At 36.5% G+C, this 16372-nt stretch carries 17 protein-coding genes; 11 read left to right on the forward strand and 6 right to left on the reverse strand.

Annotated elements, in window-relative coordinates; genetic code table 11:
• Positions 1 to 99 precede the first annotated feature (99 nt).
• The 10 genes from ILYOP_RS00075 to ILYOP_RS00120 all read left to right on the forward strand — a co-directional run bounded on the left by ILYOP_RS00075 (position 100) and on the right by ILYOP_RS00120 (position 10339).
• Positions 100 to 1308, forward strand: coding sequence for an L-serine ammonia-lyase, iron-sulfur-dependent, subunit alpha (locus ILYOP_RS00075; RefSeq protein WP_013386476.1), 1209 nt, complete (start codon positions 100 to 102; stop codon positions 1306 to 1308).
• A gap of 159 nt (positions 1309 to 1467) precedes the next feature.
• Positions 1468 to 2037 carry an aminoacyl-tRNA hydrolase gene (pth, locus tag ILYOP_RS00080; protein WP_013386477.1) on the forward strand — a complete coding sequence of 190 codons (570 nt, stop codon included), beginning with the start codon at positions 1468 to 1470 and terminating at the stop codon, positions 2035 to 2037.
• Between the two features lie 465 nt (positions 2038 to 2502).
• On the forward strand, positions 2503 to 3222 hold the full coding sequence (locus ILYOP_RS00085) for an MIP/aquaporin family protein (protein ID WP_013386478.1): 720 nt from the start codon (positions 2503 to 2505) through the stop codon (positions 3220 to 3222).
• Positions 3223 to 3398: 176 nt separating this feature from the next.
• Positions 3399 to 4910, forward strand: a complete 1512-nt coding sequence (gene glpK, locus ILYOP_RS00090) for a glycerol kinase GlpK (protein ID WP_013386479.1) — start codon at positions 3399 to 3401, stop codon at positions 4908 to 4910.
• A gap of 393 nt (positions 4911 to 5303) precedes the next feature.
• A complete protein-coding gene (gene rsxC, locus ILYOP_RS00095) occupies positions 5304 to 6614 on the forward strand; it encodes an electron transport complex subunit RsxC (RefSeq protein ID WP_013386480.1) in 1311 nt (436 codons plus the stop codon).
• 18 nt (positions 6615 to 6632) lie between these two features.
• Positions 6633 to 7568 carry an RnfABCDGE type electron transport complex subunit D gene (locus ILYOP_RS00100; RefSeq protein WP_013386481.1) on the forward strand — a complete coding sequence of 312 codons (936 nt, stop codon included), beginning with the start codon at positions 6633 to 6635 and terminating at the stop codon, positions 7566 to 7568.
• The gene (locus tag ILYOP_RS00105; RefSeq protein WP_041920967.1) at positions 7565 to 8098 is read left to right on the forward strand and encodes an RnfABCDGE type electron transport complex subunit G; all 534 of its coding nucleotides are present in this window, start codon (positions 7565 to 7567) and stop codon (positions 8096 to 8098) included. Before ILYOP_RS00100 ends, ILYOP_RS00105 begins: the two co-directional genes overlap by 4 nt.
• Positions 8098 to 8724 carry an electron transport complex subunit RsxE gene (gene rsxE, locus ILYOP_RS00110; protein WP_013386483.1) on the forward strand — a complete coding sequence of 209 codons (627 nt, stop codon included), beginning with the start codon at positions 8098 to 8100 and terminating at the stop codon, positions 8722 to 8724. The genes ILYOP_RS00105 and rsxE overlap by 1 nt, the downstream gene beginning before the upstream one ends.
• Before the next feature lie 3 nt (positions 8725 to 8727).
• Positions 8728 to 9312, forward strand: a complete 585-nt coding sequence (gene rsxA, locus ILYOP_RS00115) for an electron transport complex subunit RsxA (RefSeq protein ID WP_013386484.1) — start codon at positions 8728 to 8730, stop codon at positions 9310 to 9312.
• Between the two features lie 22 nt (positions 9313 to 9334).
• Entirely contained in the window at positions 9335 to 10339 is a 1005-nt protein-coding gene (locus tag ILYOP_RS00120) for an RnfABCDGE type electron transport complex subunit B (RefSeq protein WP_013386485.1), read from the forward strand.
• A 48-nt stretch (positions 10340 to 10387) separates the two neighbouring features.
• Here the strand turns inward: ILYOP_RS00120 and ILYOP_RS00125 are convergent, their stop codons facing one another.
• The 5 genes from ILYOP_RS00125 to ILYOP_RS00145 all read right to left on the reverse strand — a co-directional run bounded on the left by ILYOP_RS00125 (position 10388) and on the right by ILYOP_RS00145 (position 15150).
• Entirely contained in the window at positions 10388 to 10930 is a 543-nt protein-coding gene (locus tag ILYOP_RS00125) for a 2-oxoacid:ferredoxin oxidoreductase subunit gamma family protein (protein ID WP_013386486.1), read from the reverse strand.
• A 1-nt stretch (position 10931) separates the two neighbouring features.
• The gene (locus ILYOP_RS00130) at positions 10932 to 11681 is read right to left on the reverse strand and encodes a thiamine pyrophosphate-dependent enzyme (RefSeq protein WP_013386487.1); all 750 of its coding nucleotides are present in this window, start codon (positions 11679 to 11681) and stop codon (positions 10932 to 10934) included.
• Positions 11681 to 12742 (reverse strand): 3-methyl-2-oxobutanoate dehydrogenase subunit VorB, encoded by a 1062-nt coding sequence (locus tag ILYOP_RS00135; RefSeq protein ID WP_013386488.1) that lies wholly within the window; start codon positions 12740 to 12742, stop codon positions 11681 to 11683. Before ILYOP_RS00135 ends, ILYOP_RS00130 begins: the two co-directional genes overlap by 1 nt.
• Before the next feature lie 18 nt (positions 12743 to 12760).
• Positions 12761 to 12976 (reverse strand): 4Fe-4S binding protein, encoded by a 216-nt coding sequence (locus tag ILYOP_RS00140; RefSeq protein WP_013386489.1) that lies wholly within the window; start codon positions 12974 to 12976, stop codon positions 12761 to 12763.
• 833 nt (positions 12977 to 13809) lie between these two features.
• A complete protein-coding gene (locus ILYOP_RS00145) occupies positions 13810 to 15150 on the reverse strand; it encodes a Na+/H+ antiporter NhaC family protein (protein WP_013386490.1) in 1341 nt (446 codons plus the stop codon).
• A 169-nt stretch (positions 15151 to 15319) separates the two neighbouring features.
• Here ILYOP_RS00145 and ILYOP_RS00150 point away from each other — a divergent pair, with 169 nt between their 5' ends.
• Positions 15320 to 15703, forward strand: coding sequence for a RidA family protein (locus ILYOP_RS00150; protein ID WP_013386491.1), 384 nt, complete (start codon positions 15320 to 15322; stop codon positions 15701 to 15703).
• Between the two features lie 127 nt (positions 15704 to 15830).
• Here ILYOP_RS00150 and ILYOP_RS00155 read toward each other — a convergent pair whose 3' ends face one another.
• Positions 15831 to 16199, reverse strand: coding sequence for a hypothetical protein (locus tag ILYOP_RS00155; RefSeq protein ID WP_013386492.1), 369 nt, complete (start codon positions 16197 to 16199; stop codon positions 15831 to 15833).
• Between the last annotated feature and the right edge of the window lie 173 nt (positions 16200 to 16372).

The following is a 16372-nucleotide window of genomic DNA, read 5'->3' on the forward strand; positions in this document are numbered from 1 at the left end:
TTTAATGATATTATAAAAACAAAATAAATACAAAAAAATGAAAAAAAATAAATTATATTGAAATAATAGTTTTTATATTTTTCTAAAAAAGGAGAAAATATGGATTCTTTGAGAGAGTTATTCAAAATTGGAAATGGACCTTCAAGTTCACACACTATGGGACCAGAAAGATCTGCCAAAAAATTTAAGGTTGACAACCCAGATGCATGCAGTTACAGGGTAGAGCTTTATGGGTCACTTGCAGCAACGGGAAAAGGTCATCTTACAGACTGGATAATCATAGAGACCCTAAAGCCAAAGAAAACAGAAATTTTATGGAAATCAGAAGTGAGCTATGAATATCATGCAAACGGTATGAAATTTTTTGCTTTAGATTCTGATGGAAATATATTGAAAGAATGGCTGGTTTTTTCTGTAGGTGGTGGAACAATCATGGAAGACGGTCAGGCAAGACAAGGTGGATCTGATGTATATCCTCTGGGAAAAATGACTGAAATCATGGAATGGTGCTCTAAAAATAGAAAAGAACTTTGGGAATACGTAGAAGAAATGGAGGGAAGCTCTATATGGCCTTTCCTTGAAAAAATATGGGAGGCAATGGAAAGCTGTATAAAAACAGGAATTAATAAAACAGGTGTTCTCCCAGGAACATTGAAATATCCAAGGAAGGCTCAGTCTTTTTACAGAAAGGCCAGAAGGGATAATTCAAGAAATGGATTTATAGGAAAAATATTTGCCTATACCCTCGCTGTATCAGAAGAAAATGGCGGTGGAGGAAGAGTTGTAACTGCTCCTACATGCGGTGCTTCAGGAGTAATCCCTGGTCTTTTATATGCACTTAAAGAAGAATACAACCTTTCAGAGGATGAAGTTTTAAAGGGGCTTGCAATTGCAGGTCTAATAGGAAATATAATAAAGGAAAATGCCACTATATCCGGTGCCGAAGGTGGATGTCAGGCAGAGGTAGGAGCAGCCTGCTCTATGGCAGCAGGTATGTCTACTTTTTTGCTAGGAGGCTCTCTAAAGCAGATAGAGTATTCAGCAGAGATAGCCTTAGAACATCATCTAGGATTGACATGTGACCCTGTAGGTGGCTATGTGCAGATACCATGTATAGAAAGAAATGCAGCTGCAGCAGTAAGAGCTCTTGATGCTGCTAACTATTCCCTATATACAGACGGTCAGCACGCAGTATCTTTTGATCAGGTGGTTCTCACCATGAAAGAAACTGGAAGAGATCTAAAGTGTGAATACAAGGAGACCTCTCTCGGAGGACTTGCAAAATTTAATTTTGATGCAGAATGCTAATCTGACCGGTTTTTCCGGTCTTTTTATTTTATTTTTTTCCGTAAAAAACAGATATTTTTAGAATTATTTTGAATTATCTGAAATTGTTAAAATTGAAACTTCATTTTTTTTTGGATATTATGTATAATTTAAAGGATAAATAAAATTTTGGAGGTAGAGATGAAGCTTATTGTTGGACTAGGGAATCCCGGTGAAAAATATAGTAAGACCAGGCATAATATAGGATTTGAAGTGATAGATATGCTGGCAGAAGATCTTAAGGTATCAGGTTTTAGAGAGAAGTTTCAAGGTCTGATAGGAGAAACTGTTATAAAGGATGAAAAGGTATTTCTATTAAAGCCCCAGACTTTTATGAATCTCAGCGGAAATTCAATAAATGAGGTTATAAAATTTTATAAAATAGATCCTGAAGAGGATCTCATAGTAATATATGATGATATGGATCTAGACCTTGGGCAGCTTAAGATAAAGGTGAAGGGAAGTCCTGCAGGACATAACGGTATAAAATCAATAATATCCCATATAGGGGAAAACTTCTTAAGAGTGAAGTGTGGTATAGGGAAAGCAAAATCTAGAGAAGAAACGGTGAACTTTGTACTTGGAAGATTTTCTAAAGAGGAATCAAATGAGGTGGACCCTATGATCGAAAATGCATCTAAAGCTGCACAGTCCCTTATCACTGCAAAAGATATAAGCAGAGTTATGCAGAAATACAATAAAAAGAAGTAAAAAGTTAATTTTATTGAAAAAAACATGTTAAAATCTTCCCATAAAAATAAAAAAGATGCTTTCTTAAAATTAAAATATCAAATACGACATAAGATCGTAAAAATTCTAATGCCTTGAAATATTTGGTTTGATGTTTAAAAACCGAATATTATTGGGCATTTTTTTTATATTAGTTTATTTTGTATTATAAGTGAAAAAAATAATTTTAACATGTTTAATTGACAATGTAAATAAAGTGTAATAAGATAAGAGTGTAGCGAATAACCACAAATTGAACAAAAATAGTTCTAAGGATTTTAAAAAAGTTCTTTAATTTTTTTCAAAGAAAATAAAAATGAAACATATAACAGAATATAGGTAGTATGAGAATGGAGAAACTACATGGTTGAAGTATCGTTGTGATGCTTAACTTTTTGTAGTTTTTTTTATTTGGAAAAATACGGATAAAAAAGAAGGAGTGATGAAATGGGAGTTTATTTGGCAGAGTTTATAGGTACTATGATCCTAATATTACTTGGTAACGGAGTGGTTGCAAATGTGGTTCTAAACAAGAGTAAGGGTAACAACAGTGGTTGGATAGTTATCACAGCAGGATGGGGATTTGCAGTTGCAGTTGCAGTATACGTTACAGGATGGGTAAGTGGAGCTCACATCAACCCTGCGGTGACAATAGCACTTGCAACTATAGGTGCTTTTGACTGGGGAATGGTTCCTGGATACATAGCGGCTCAGGTAGCCGGGGCATTTACAGGAGGAGTACTTGTATATCTGACATATAAACAGCATTATGACGAGACAGAAGATGCAGACGGTAAATTGGCAACATTTTCTACAGGTCCTGCAATAAGCGGAGCTAAATGGAATGCAACAACTGAGATAATCGGTTCTGCTATGCTGGTTATTGGAGTATTAGGAATAACAAACGGAAACAACAATGTAGGACCTATGGCTGCCTTACTTGTAGGTATACTTGTATGGTCACTTGGTCTAAGTCTTGGAGGACCGACAGGATACGCTATAAACCCAGCAAGAGATTTGGGACCTAGAATAGCTCATGCATTACTTCCTATAAAAGGAAAGAGAGATTCTGACTGGGCTTATGCATGGATTCCTGTAGTGGCTCCTATTGTAGGTGGGATTATAGGGGCACAATTATATACTGTATGCCTAAGTGTTTGGAGCTAGTAAAATAAAAATACAACTGGATTATTTGAATTAATCTGAAAAAACTGCTAACCTGTCTAAGGTAATTGAAATTTATTTTTTTTAATAAAATTATCAGGTTGAGTTTTATGTTAAATATTATATGAGAATATAATTTTGATTTATTTTTAGACTAAAAATTATAGGAGGTCAATTAAGTGAGTAAAAAATATGTAATCGCACTGGATCAGGGGACAACTAGTTCAAGGGCAATAGTATTTGATAAAGACGGAAATACAGTAGGGGTATCTCAAAAGGAGTTTACTCAGATATATCCAAAGGCAGGTTGGGTAGAGCACAATCCTATGGAAATATGGGCAAGTCAGAGCTCAGTTGTAACAGAGGTAATAGCTAAGACTGGAATAACAAATGACGAGATAGCGGCTATTGGAATAACTAACCAAAGAGAGACAACAGTTGTATGGGATAAAAACACTGGAGAACCTGTGTATAATGCCATTGTATGGCAGTGTAGAAGAACTGCAAATATCTGTAATGAACTTAAGGAAAAAGGGTTGGAAGATTACGTAAGACGTAATACTGGTCTTGTAGTAGATGCATATTTTTCTGGAACTAAAGTTAAGTGGATTCTCGACAACGTAGAGGGTGCAAGAGAAAAAGCTGAAAAAGGAGATTTACTTTTCGGAACTGTAGATACATGGCTTATCTGGAAACTGACTAACGGAAAAGTTCACGTAACAGATTATACAAATGCCTCAAGAACTATGTTATTTAACATAAGAGATCTTAAGTGGGATGAAAAGATGTTAGAAGAGCTCAACATACCAAAATCTATGCTTCCTGAAGTGAAAAATTCCAGTGAAGTATATGGTCAGGCTAACCTCGGAGGAGTAGGAGGAACAGGCGGAATAAGAGTACCAATCGCAGGAGCTGCAGGAGATCAGCAGTCGGCATTATTTGGACAGGCTTGTTTTGAAAAGGGAGAAGCTAAAAATACATATGGTACTGGATGTTTCCTTCTTATGAATACAGGGGAAAACGCAGTAGAGTCTAAAAACGGACTTCTAACAACAATAGCAATAGGTATAGACAACAAGGTAGAATATGCCTTAGAGGGAAGTGTATTTGTAGGAGGAGCCTCTGTACAATGGCTTAGAGATGAACTCAGACTTATAAATGACGCAGCAGACACAGAGTATTTTTCCAAGAAGGTAAAGGACAGTAACGGTGTATATGTAGTACCTGCCTTTGTAGGTCTAGGATCACCATACTGGGATATGTATGCCAGAGGAACAATAGTTGGTCTTACAAGAGGGGCTAACAGAAATCACATAATCAGAGCAACTCTGGAATCTATAGCTTATCAGTCTAGAGACCTTATAGATGCAATGGAAGATGACTCTAAAATAAAATTAGCGGCTCTAAAGGTAGACGGAGGAGCGGTAAAAAATAACTTCTTAATGCAGTTCCAATCAGACATACTAGGAACAGACGTGCTAAGACCAGTGGTAACTGAGACAACAGCCTTAGGAGCAGCTTATCTAGCTGGACTTGCTGTTGGATTCTGGGAAAGTAAAGAAGAGATAAGAAACAGATGGCAGGTGGAATCTAAGTTTGATCCGGCTATAGGTGAAGATCATAAAGAGCAGTTATATAAAGGGTGGAAAAAAGCCGTTGAAAGATCAACTGCTTGGGAAGAGATGGAATAAAAAAATATAGGCAAGAGAAAAATGAGAGCCAAGTAACCAGGGGATTTTTAGTATCTCCTGTTTACTTGGTATTTTTATTTTTTTGCACTAAATAAAAAAATAACATTCTAATTTTTAATTCTTTTAAATCTTTTTTATCTTTAATCTTCAAAAAGTTTAATTTTGCAGGTTAATTGAGGTATACTTAAATTGGTGATATTTTGAATTGGAGTTATGAAACATAAAGTATCATTAAACAAAGTGTAAAAATTCACGGTGTAAAATATTGTTTATTTGTAAAGTATGTGCTAAAATATTAGGAAAACAGAACGTTTTTTTTGTTTGGATTTAATAATTGATTACTAAAATTTTAACATATACTTAACATTATTTTTTATTTAAAGGGGTGTATTTATGAAACTGTTTACTTTCAGAGGGGGGGTTCATCCACCTGAAAATAAAGCTCAGACAGAAAATAAGGAAATTGAAGTATTTTCTGTATCTAAGACACTGTATGTACCAATGCTTCAGCACATCGGAGCACCACTAGAGCCAAATGTAAAAGTGGGGGATAGGGTTTTGAAGGGTCAGAAGATTGCTGACTCTGAAGCTTTTGTTTCTTCACCAGTACATTCTCCAGTGAGTGGAGTAGTAAAAAAAATAGAAGTTATGCCCTTCCCGCTGAGTGGAAAGGTAAAAACTGTAGTAATCGAAAATGATGAAAAAGAGGAATGGGCTGAGCTTACCAAGATACAAAACTTGGAAAAAGCCACCAAAGAAGAACTTCTGGCAATGGTAAGAGAAAAAGGTATCGTAGGGGTAGGAGGAGCATGTTTCCCGACACACATAAAATTGAATCCTCCGAAAGATGTGGCCATAGATGTGTTACTTCTAAATGGTGCAGAGTGTGAGCCGTATCTAAATTCAGACAACAGACTTATGATTGAGGAACCGCATAAGATAGTAGAAGGAATCAAAATTATAAACAAAATTCTCGGGATAAGCAGAGCAGTCGTCGGTATAGAGGACAATAAAACAGAGGCTATAGAAAAGATGACAAAGGCCTGTGAAGGAACTGGTATAGAGGTTGCAATGCTGAAAACACAATATCCTCAAGGAGGAGAAAAACAGCTGATAAAAGCTGTTTTAGATAGAGACGTACCTTCTGGAGGTCTTCCTTCTGCAGTTGGTGTTGTAGTTCAAAATACCGGAACTGCCGGAGCAATATATGAAGGTCTTGTAGAAGGGAAACCTCTTATTGAGAAAATTGTTACAGTTTCTGGTAAGGCTGTAGAAAGACCTTCAAACTTAAAGGTAAGAATAGGGACAATGTTTTCAGAAATTTTGGACTATGCTGGAACAAACAGAGAATCTATGGATAAGTTAGTCATGGGGGGACCTATGATGGGAATGGCTCAACACACAGAAAATGTTCCTGTAGTAAAAGGTACCTCGGGGCTTTTGGCTCTGACAAAAGAGGAAACTAATCCTTATAAACCTAAGTCATGTATATTATGCGGAAAATGTGTAAAGGCATGTCCTATAAATCTTCTTCCAAATATGTATGCAAAATTGGCAAGGTTTAAACAGTGGGAAGAGATGGGGAAAAATCATCTTATGGATTGCATAGAGTGTGGATCATGTTCATATATCTGTCCTGCAAACAGACCATTAACTGAGGCTATAAAAATTGGAAAAGCCAAACTTAGAACAATGAAAAAGTAGTAATCAGGAGGAGAAAACGTGGAAAAGATTTTGAAAATGGGTCCTTCGCCACACATAAGAACCAAAGAGAGAGTAGAAGATGTAATGTATGATGTTGTGATAGCACTCGTACCGGCTCTTTTGATGGCAGTATATGTTTTTGGAATGAGGGCGTTGACAGTAACGGTAACAGCAGTTCTTTCTTGTATGGTCACAGAATGGATCTGTCAGAAGGCAATGAAACAAGAGATAGCAATATTTGATGGAAGTGCAATTATTACAGGGATTCTATATGCGTTTGTGATTCCTGCATTTATGCCTATCCCTTATATCATAGTAGGATCGGTAGTATCTATAGCATTAGGTAAAATGGTTTTCGGTGGATTAGGGCACAACATATTTAACCCAGCTCTTGTGGGAAGAGCTTTTGTACAAGCATCATGGCCTGTGGCAATAACAACTTTTTATTATGACGGAAGTGCAGGAGCCACAGTTTTAGATGCAATGAAGAGAGGTCTTGATCTAGATACATCTCTTTTACAGGGTGGAAATCCTTATGTACAAGCACTTATAGGAAGAATGGGAGGCTGTCTAGGTGAGACATCTGCAATAGCTATTCTTATAGGGGGGATTTACCTTATTAAGAAAAAGCAAGTTGATTGGAAAGTACCTGCAATAATAATCGGAACAGTATTTCTTCTTACTGCATTAGCAGGAGCCAATCCACTTCTTCACATACTTTCAGGTGGACTTTTCTTAGGGGCTTTTTTCATGGCTACAGATATGGTTACGAGTCCTTATACGGAAAAAGGTAAGATTTATTATGCTGTTGGGATAGGTATACTTATATCTGCAATCAGATTAAAAGGTGGGTATCCTGAAGGAACGGCATTTGCAATACTTATTATGAATGGGGTAGTTCCAATCATAAACAGATATACTGCTCCGAAAAAGTTCGGGGAGGTGGCAAAATAATGAATAGATTTATACACTATGGACTTGTACTTCTTTCTATAGCAGCCATTTCTGCAGGTATACTGGCATCGGTAAATAATATGACAAAAGATGTAATTGCTGCAAATGCAAAGAAAGCCGTAAATGAAGCCAGAATAAAAGTTCTTCCAGGGGCGGTTTCCTTTAATGAAGAAGAAAAGAAAAGTGTTGAAGGGCTAGATTATGTGCCAGGTTATAGTGATGGTGGAGAAGTAGTTGGTTATGTAGTAACTGTAGCTCAGCCTGGTTATGCTGCGAATATAAATTTTGTTTTAGGTTTTGGATCAGAAGGGGATATAAAAGGACTTAATATAATTGGACATCAGGAAACACCGGGATTAGGATCTAAGGTATCAGATCCAGACTGGCAGTCCCACTGGATTGGGAAAAAATTAGGATATGAGTTCAATAAATCCACAGATGCCTTTGCAGGAGCAACCATTTCTCCTCAAGCGGTTTACACTGGAATGATGAGAGCTCTTTCTACTTATGAAACTGAGGTGAAGAACTAATGGGTAAAAAAGAGATGAAAATACTCACTCAGGGACTCATAAAAGAGAATCCTGTATTCGTGTTACTTTTAGGATTATGTCCTACACTTGGAGTCACAAGCTCGGCAATAAACGGTCTGGCAATGGGTCTGGCAACAATGGCTGTACTTGTGTGTTCAAACAGTATAATATCAGCAGTAAAAAAGATTATTCCGGACAAGGTAAGAATCCCGGCATATATAATGGTAATAGCTTCACTGGTTACTATAGTAGAGATGGTAATGAAAGCCTATGTACCTGCACTTTATGCAGTACTTGGACTTTTTATTCCTCTTATAGTTGTTAACTGTATAGTTTTGGGAAGAGCAGAAAGTTTTGCTGCTAAAAATGGAGTTTTTCTATCTTTTCTAGATGGAGTAGGAACAGGTTTAGGATTTGCTTTAGCACTCACACTTCTTGGAGGAATAAGGGAGATACTTGGAAACGGATCATTGTTTAATATTTCATTTATTCCTGAAGGATTTAGTCCTGCACTTATATTCATACTAGCTCCTGGAGCCTTTATAACTATAGGATGTATAATCGCAACACAGAACTATATAAAGATTAGAAAAAGCGAGAAAATCCAGAATAGTGTGGAGGTGTAATCTGTGGATTTAGGAAATTTATTTTCAATAGTTGTTGGTGCAATATTTATAAATAACTTTATCTTTGCCAAATTCCTAGGTATCTGTCCTTTTATGGGAGTATCTAAAAAAGTAGAATCATCCATAGGAATGGGTATGGCAGTTGCCTTTGTTATGACTCTGGCCTCTGCAGTTACTTGGATAGTTTATAAGTTTTTATTGGTTCCTTATGGACTTGAGTATTTACAGACGATAGCATTTATTTTGATAATAGCTTCCCTTGTACAGTTTGTAGAGATGGCTATTCAAAAGACATCTCCTCATCTGTATAAAGCTCTGGGAGTATTTTTGCCACTTATAACTACAAACTGTGCTGTACTAGGGGTTGCAATTCTGAATATTCAAGAAGGATTCAACTTTATTGAAACAGTGGTAAACGGTTTTGCAGGTGCAATAGGATTTACTCTTGCTCTTGTTTTGTTGGCAGGAATAAGAGAAAGACTGGAATATGCTGACGTACCTAGACCTTTTCAAGGAGTACCGATAGCATTTATATCGGCAGGACTTCTTGCAATGGCGTTTATGGGATTCAGTGGAATGCAAATCTAGATTTTTGGGAGGTTAGTCAAAAATGGAAGCAATATTAATACCAGTTTTGATATTGGGAGGGATAGGACTTTTTATGGGACTTTTCCTGGCCTTTGCATCAAAGAAATTTGAGGTAGAAGTCAACCCCAATGTTGAAAAAATAATGGAAGTTCTCCCGGGAATAAACTGTGGAGCATGTGGTTTTCCTGGATGTGCAGGTTATGCTGAAGCAATAGCTCTAGAAGGAGCAGAAATAACTTCATGTGCCCCAGGAGGGACGGCAGTTGTAGAGTCTATTGGTAAAATAATGGGTCTAACTGCAGATACTGGTGGGGAAAAAATGGTAGCTAGAGTACTCTGTCAGGGTGATAACACAAGAACAAACAAATTATATGATTTTGACGTTGAACTTAAAAGTTGTGCAACAGCTATGCTGTATTTTGGAGGAGACAAATCGTGCTGGCACTCATGTTTAGGATATGGAGATTGTGCTGCAGTATGTCCTGTAGATGCAATAACCATAACAGATAAGGGTGTGGCTGTAATAAATGAAGATAAGTGTGTGTCATGTGAGAAGTGTGTCAAAGAGTGCCCGAAAAGGGTGATATCTATGACTCCACAAAGTCAAAAGGTCACAGTATTGTGTTCTTCAAGAGAAAAGGGTGCAGTAGCTAGAAAGAACTGTAGCGTAGCTTGTATAGGGTGCGGTGTATGTGTCAGAGCTTGTCCTGTAGATGCCATAGACTTAAATAACAACCTGGCTAAAATAGATCCTGAAAAATGTATTCAGTGTGGACTATGTGCAATTAAGTGTCCAACTAATGCAATAACAAGCGAAGTAAAAGAGATAAAAAAAGCTGAGATAATCGAAGAAAAATGTATTGGCTGTACAGCCTGTGCAAGAGTGTGTCCTGTCGATGCAATAGAGGGCGAGGTAAAGCAAAAGCACAAGGTAATCGAAGAAAAATGTATTGGGTGTCAGCTTTGCTATGAAAAATGTAAATTTGGGGCAATAAAAATAAACGTTACTGAGAAAAAAGATATTTAAACAAAAAAAGTGAAGGCTGCCTTAGGGCAGCCTAATTTTTTTTGTTGTTTAAATTTTCAAAGATTCAGCTCCCTTTTCAAGAGCTTTTTTATGTAGAGGAATAAGCTTTGCTTTTTCATTGTCAAAAACCTTTGTAAAGGCTTCGATAATCTCTTTTTCTTTTATTAAGTTTGTCAACTCTAGATATGCCCCTAACATAACAAGGTTGGAGTCTTTTTCGATACCGCATTCAGATGCGATTTCATTTGCAGGGATATAATACACCTCTATATCATCTCGGCTAGCCTTGTCAGATATAAGGGAACTGTTTACCAAGAGCCTTCCTCCTGGAACAAGGGAAGACTCAAACTTGTCTAGAGAGGGTTTATTCATAACAATAGCAAAGTCTGCATCTCCAGAAACTATAGGGGAACCAATTGGTTTTTCTGAAAGAATGACGTGACAATTGGCTGTTCCTCCTCTCATCTCGGGACCATAAGATGGCAGCCAGGATACCTGTCTGTCATGGAGCATTCCTGCATATGCTATCAATTTTCCAAGAACCATTACACCTTGACCTCCAAAGCCTGCACAGATTATTTTTTCGGTCATTTTAATCCTCCTCCTTTTCAGGAGATTTTATAACCCCTAAAGGATAGTAAGGGATCATATTATCTTTTAACCAGTCGAGAGCCTCTATAGGGGTCATACCCCAGTTTGTAGGACATGTAGAAAGAACTTCTACAATGGTAAATCCCTCTCCTTTTATCTGAAGTTCAAAGGCTTTTTTTATAGCTTTTTTAGCCTCCCTTACGTGCTTGGGATCGTGGACAGAAACTCTCACTACATAGACAGCCCTGTCTAGAGTAGCTAGAATCTCAGACATCTTGATAGGCATACCGTGTATTGTTTTGTCTCTTCCATAGGGAGAGGTGGTGGATTTTTGATCTATTAGAGTAGTAGGTGCCATCTGTCCTCCGGTCATTCCGTAGACAGCGTTATTTACAAAAATTGTTGTAAAGTTCTCACCTCTTAAGGCGGCATGGATTATCTCTGCACACCCGATAGATGCCAGATCTCCGTCTCCTTGGTAGGTGAATACAGTACAATCTGAATTGACCCTTTTGATTCCAGTTGCCAGAGCAGGTGCTCTTCCGTGGGGACCAGCCTGCATATCGCAATTGAAGTATTTGTATGAGAGTGCAGAGCAGCCTACAGAGGCCACCCCTATACTTTTGTCTAATACTCCAAGTTCCTCTAAAACTTCTCCTACAAGCCGGTGTATAATTCCGTGAGTACATCCAGGACAGTAGTGAGTTACTGCATCTGTTAGCCCTTTTGTCTTTTTGAAAACAATTTCCATCACTGCCCACCTCCAAGAATCTCATAAACCTTGTCTATTATCTCCTGAGGAGTAGGTATCACTCCTCCTGTCCTTCCGAAAAAATGAACAGGAAGACGTCCATTTACACCTAACCTCACATCTTCTACCATCTGCCCGGTACTCATTTCAACTGTTAAGACAGCCTTGACTTTTTCAGGGAGATTTTCTAGCACATGATAAGGGAAGGGGAAAAGTGTTATAGGTCTTAAAATTCCCACATTTATACCTTCATTTTTTAATTTTTCAACGGCACTTTTCAAAATTCTAGAGGTGGTACCATAAGCTACCGCAACAATATCGGCATCTTCTATATTATACTCTTCCCATCTGCACTCTTTTTCACATATAAGATCCATCTTTTTTTTGATTTCCAAAATGTGTTTTTCCAGCCTATGAGAATCGAGGTCTAAAGATGTGATTATATTGGGTTCCCTTTTTCCCCTTGTACCTGTAGTGGCCCATTTTTTTTCAACAGTAGTCTTTTGGGGTAAGTCTTTAAACTCAACAGCCTCCATCATCTGTCCGATCATACCGTCTGCCAATAACATGACAGGGGTTCTGTACCTATCGGCCACTTCAAAGGCTGTAGGGATGAGATCAACAGCTTCTTGGATGCTTGCAGGGGCAAAAACAGGGAGGTGATAATCTCCGTGTCCTCCGCCTTTTACAGCCTGAAAATAGTCGGCCTGAGCAGGCTGTATTCCACCTAAACCAGGTCCAGCCCTCATAACATTTATGATAAGACAGGGGAGTTCTGCACCGGCAATATAGGATATGCCCTCTTGTTTTAGAGATATTCCTGGAGAAGAGGAAGATGTCATAACTCTGGCTCCAGAACCGGCAGCCCCATAGACCATGTTTATAGCTGCAATTTCAGACTCTGCCTGAACAAATGTACCTCCTGCTAAGGGAAGATTTCTTGACATATATTCAGGTATTTCATTTTGCGGTGTGATAGGATATCCGAAAAAGAATTTACACCCTGCCTTTATAGCTGCTGCAGCCATTGCCTCATTACCTTTCATTAAGACTTTTGACATGGAAAAACCTCCTTTTGATTAAATTTTCTTTACTCTTATTACAAGGTCAGGACACATTATTGCACAGTTTCCACATCCGATGCATTTATCAGGGTCAGTTACCCCCGCAGGATTATATCCTTTGGAGTTAATCTTGTTCTTTTGAAGAAATACAATGTTTACCGGGCAATTTACGGTACAGAGTCCGCATCCTTTACAGCGTTCCTCATTAAAAGTAACGATACCTTTTCCCATTTAAAGCCTCCTTTTCAATGAATATAATTTTTAACAAATGTTTTTACTAGAGTTTTACGCAGAGATTTCTCTCTTCCCTTCTTTAAATTAGATTGGTGGATGTCTTTTGTAAATCTTTCTATCGGTGAATGATTTGAGATTTTATTAAATTAATTTAAATTGCTACTTGAAAATTGTAAATAAATTACTGAATTTATCCAAAAGCTGTGTTACTTTCTTTGCTTGCCCAAAGAAAGTAACCAAAGAAAAGGCACCCCTAAAAAATACCTAAAATCCCTTCTGAACTAACTTTCTATTGAAATATAGTCGGTAAACCTCCTTATTTCAATGAAAGTGGATTTCACAAGATGATTTCTTAACGGTATTTTTTAAAGGGGGAATTCAAAATCTTAAATGATTTTCTTTAAATCTTTTGAAATTCTTTTGGCCATTGACAAAATCAGCGTTAAGAATAACTGCAGTAAAATCCTTAGAAAAAATCGACTGTCTGAGCGTAGCGAGTAGCCAAAAAATAACGAGTTATACGAGTATATTTTCTGGTTCTCAGAAACTTGCTTTCTGAGTATCATTACTTTACTTGGATTTCCGAAGGCATTTAGCTTATTTTTCACAGGCTTGAACTTTTGGTTATGCCCTGACAGAAGGGAGGAAATGCCCTTGGGGTGCTTTTCTTTCAAGAGAAAAGTAACGAATCCTTATAAATTCAATAGTTTAATTTGAAATAAAGGTAGCAACTTAGTTTAAATTAAGTAATCTATAGATATCTAAAAGAAAAAAGACCGTTTAAAACGGTCTTTTTTCGAAGGCTTATATAGAAATCATATCAATAAATTTTAAACTATGTTTTCTTTGAGTTTCAATTTATAGTTTTGAAATTTAAATACCAGTAAACTGCTTATTGGCACAAAATAAAGATAAAATGCATAGGGAATATAAGAATAAAAATTAACTTTTAAAGTCTCCGTTGGCACAAAGGCAGCGATATTCCACGGAATCAGGGGAGCTATCATAACTGCTGTATTTTCTATGTCTAAGGCTAATTTTTCCCTGGTGAACCCTAGTTTTTTATAGGCGTCTTTTAAAAATTGTTCTGTGAGTACAATGGATATAGTTTGACTGCATCCGAATATTCCTGTTAGGACGCTTGTTATAGCTGTGCATGAAAACAGCTGAAATCTATTTTTAGATTTAAGGGATATTTTATTGAATTTTTCAAGCATTGCTGTTTTGTGGAATATTCCGGCTAAGGAGCAAGAGATGAAAACGACTATTCCTGCCTTTATCATGGAAATTATTCCTCCACGATTTAAAATATTTCCTATTTTAACACTGTTTTCTAATTTAAATCCGAAAAAAGAAAAATTTATAACCTCTAAAGGGGTATAGCTTTGGACTAAAATGGATATAAAAACAGCTGAAAGGATACTTATACTCATGGATTTTTTAACATTTACTTTTAACAGAGAAGCACCAAAGATTATTGCCGCTGGAATCAGAGGAATCAAACCTATGCTGAAAACCTCCCTCATACTTTCGCCTATGTTTTCATGAGTGAAGGCGATAGGGTTGTCTAAGGACAAAATCAAATAAAAAAACGCTGAAGCGATCAGGGGAAAAATTTCTGTTTTGAGCATATTTTTTATGTTGGTATAGAGGTCTGTTTCTGTGAGATTGGCAACCAAAATAGCACTAGATGACATAGGAGAACATCTGTCTCCAAAATATGCCCCAGACATAATAGCGCCTGTCACTATTGCGAGATTTATATTGCCGGCTTTTGCCATCACAATTATCGCCATCCCTATCGTGCTCACAGTACCAAAGGAGGTCTCTAAAAGTAGTGATACAGAGGAGACAATGAAAAAAGTGTAAATAATAAAAAAGTTGGGATTCATAAACTTTATTCCATAATAAACAATGGTCGGTATGGTCCCTGCAGATATCCATAGAGAAGTCAGAATACCAATAAGAGAAAAAACCTGGAGAACAATAAATGATTTCTTACCACCGTCAAAAATCATTTTTAGGACATCCCTTGCACCATATCCCCTTTTAATAGACAGAAGGGAAAAAACAAAAAGAGCTATAAACAGAGGGTATCCGATGAATATCTTATTTATAACAGAAAATATCAAAAGTATAAAAATAAAAGCCATACCTAGCAAAATATCCATAGATCCTCCTAAAATTATAATTGTTAAACTGATTTTAACTTAAAAAAAATTTTAATCAACTATTATTTGGGGAGCGTATACTGTAAAATAGTTGGCAGGTATCCAGGAATATGTTAGTATTTATATAGCTTAAAATTAAGAAATGAAAATTTATAGGGGGGAAATTAAAATGGGGAAAAAAGTAATAAACACAGAAAAGGCACCTGCGGCTTTAGGACCGTATTCGCAGGCTATAGAGGTTAATGGTATGTTGTTTGTATCAGGTCAGATTCCATTTGTTCCAGAAACTATGACTTGTATTTCTGACGATGTACAAGAGCAGACAAAACAAGCTCTAGAAAACGTAAAGGCTGTTTTAGAAGAAGCTGGATATTCCTTGAAAGATGTTGTAAAAGTAGGAGTTTTTATAAAAAATATGGATGATTTTGCAAAGATAAATGAAGTTTATAATGAGTATTTAGGAGATGTAAAACCTGCGAGGGCATGTGTTGAAGTTGCCAGGCTACCTAAAGATGTAAAAGTTGAAATAGAGGTAATAGCTGTAAAAGGTTAGGGCTGCTTATGCAGCCTTTTTTTTACAAAAAATTAGCTCAGATAGTTTAGTTAGAAACTGATACAAAATACCTTTATAAGACCAAAAATAAAACTTTATTATTGTCTATGTACAAAAGATTCATTTTCTATTTTACTTCTAAAGTTTTTGAAAGTTTAACTCTAAAGTCTCTTCCATTGATCTCTCCCACATAAAGATAAGTTCTGAAATTTTTTGTAGAACGAGGAGAGAGATTGTAAAATGTAGGGGAAGCAACCAATACTTCTCTTCCGTTATTGACTTCAGAATCTTTAAAATAAATGTCCATTGTTACAGTGAGTTTTTTACTGCTTCTGTTTTCTATAAGCCCTGAAAAGCTTCTGCTCTTATTATTTTTTCTGCTCAATTTTGCTTCGGTAATTCGGATTTTTCCAAAGTTAAATGAATATCTTGAGGCCTCTGCTGATGTAAAAGATAAAATAAAAACTAAGGAAAAAAACAATATAAACTTTTTCATATATTCACCTTCCTTTTGAAAAAACTCTTTTAAAAATTCTGATTATCAAAAATTAAATCTCTTCATTCAAGTAAAGTATAAACGCTACTATATTTTTATTTTAAGTTTTAAAAATTCCTTTTTATAAAAAAATCCCGACGATCACAGTAGTCTGCTAAATAGTCAGGATAGTT

Origin of the sequence: Ilyobacter polytropus DSM 2926, from assembly GCF_000165505.1 — a bacterium.
Lineage (GTDB): Bacteria > Fusobacteriota > Fusobacteriia > Fusobacteriales > Fusobacteriaceae > Ilyobacter > Ilyobacter polytropus.

Bases quoted from the DNA above. Each gene is read 5' to 3' on its own strand.
- ILYOP_RS00075 (WP_013386476.1), top strand. From the start codon at position 100: ATGGATTCTTTGAGAGAGTTATTCAAAATTGGAAATGGACCTTCAAGT.
- pth (WP_013386477.1), top strand. From the start codon at position 1,468: ATGAAGCTTATTGTTGGACTAGGGAATCCCGGTGAAAAATATAGTAAG.
- ILYOP_RS00085 (WP_013386478.1), top strand. From the start codon at position 2,503: ATGGGAGTTTATTTGGCAGAGTTTATAGGTACTATGATCCTAATATTA.
- rsxC (WP_013386480.1), top strand. From the start codon at position 5,304: ATGAAACTGTTTACTTTCAGAGGGGGGGTTCATCCACCTGAAAATAAA.
- rsxE (WP_013386483.1), top strand. From the start codon at position 8,098: ATGGGTAAAAAAGAGATGAAAATACTCACTCAGGGACTCATAAAAGAG.
- ILYOP_RS00120 (WP_013386485.1), top strand. From the start codon at position 9,335: ATGGAAGCAATATTAATACCAGTTTTGATATTGGGAGGGATAGGACTT.
- ILYOP_RS00125 (WP_013386486.1), bottom strand. From the start codon at position 10,930: ATGACCGAAAAAATAATCTGTGCAGGCTTTGGAGGTCAAGGTGTAATG.
- ILYOP_RS00130 (WP_013386487.1), bottom strand. From the start codon at position 11,681: ATGGAAATTGTTTTCAAAAAGACAAAAGGGCTAACAGATGCAGTAACT.
- ILYOP_RS00135 (WP_013386488.1), bottom strand. From the start codon at position 12,742: ATGTCAAAAGTCTTAATGAAAGGTAATGAGGCAATGGCTGCAGCAGCT.
- ILYOP_RS00140 (WP_013386489.1), bottom strand. From the start codon at position 12,976: ATGGGAAAAGGTATCGTTACTTTTAATGAGGAACGCTGTAAAGGATGC.
- ILYOP_RS00145 (WP_013386490.1), bottom strand. From the start codon at position 15,150: ATGGATATTTTGCTAGGTATGGCTTTTATTTTTATACTTTTGATATTT.
- ILYOP_RS00150 (WP_013386491.1), top strand. From the start codon at position 15,320: ATGGGGAAAAAAGTAATAAACACAGAAAAGGCACCTGCGGCTTTAGGA.
- ILYOP_RS00155 (WP_013386492.1), bottom strand. From the start codon at position 16,199: ATGAAAAAGTTTATATTGTTTTTTTCCTTAGTTTTTATTTTATCTTTT.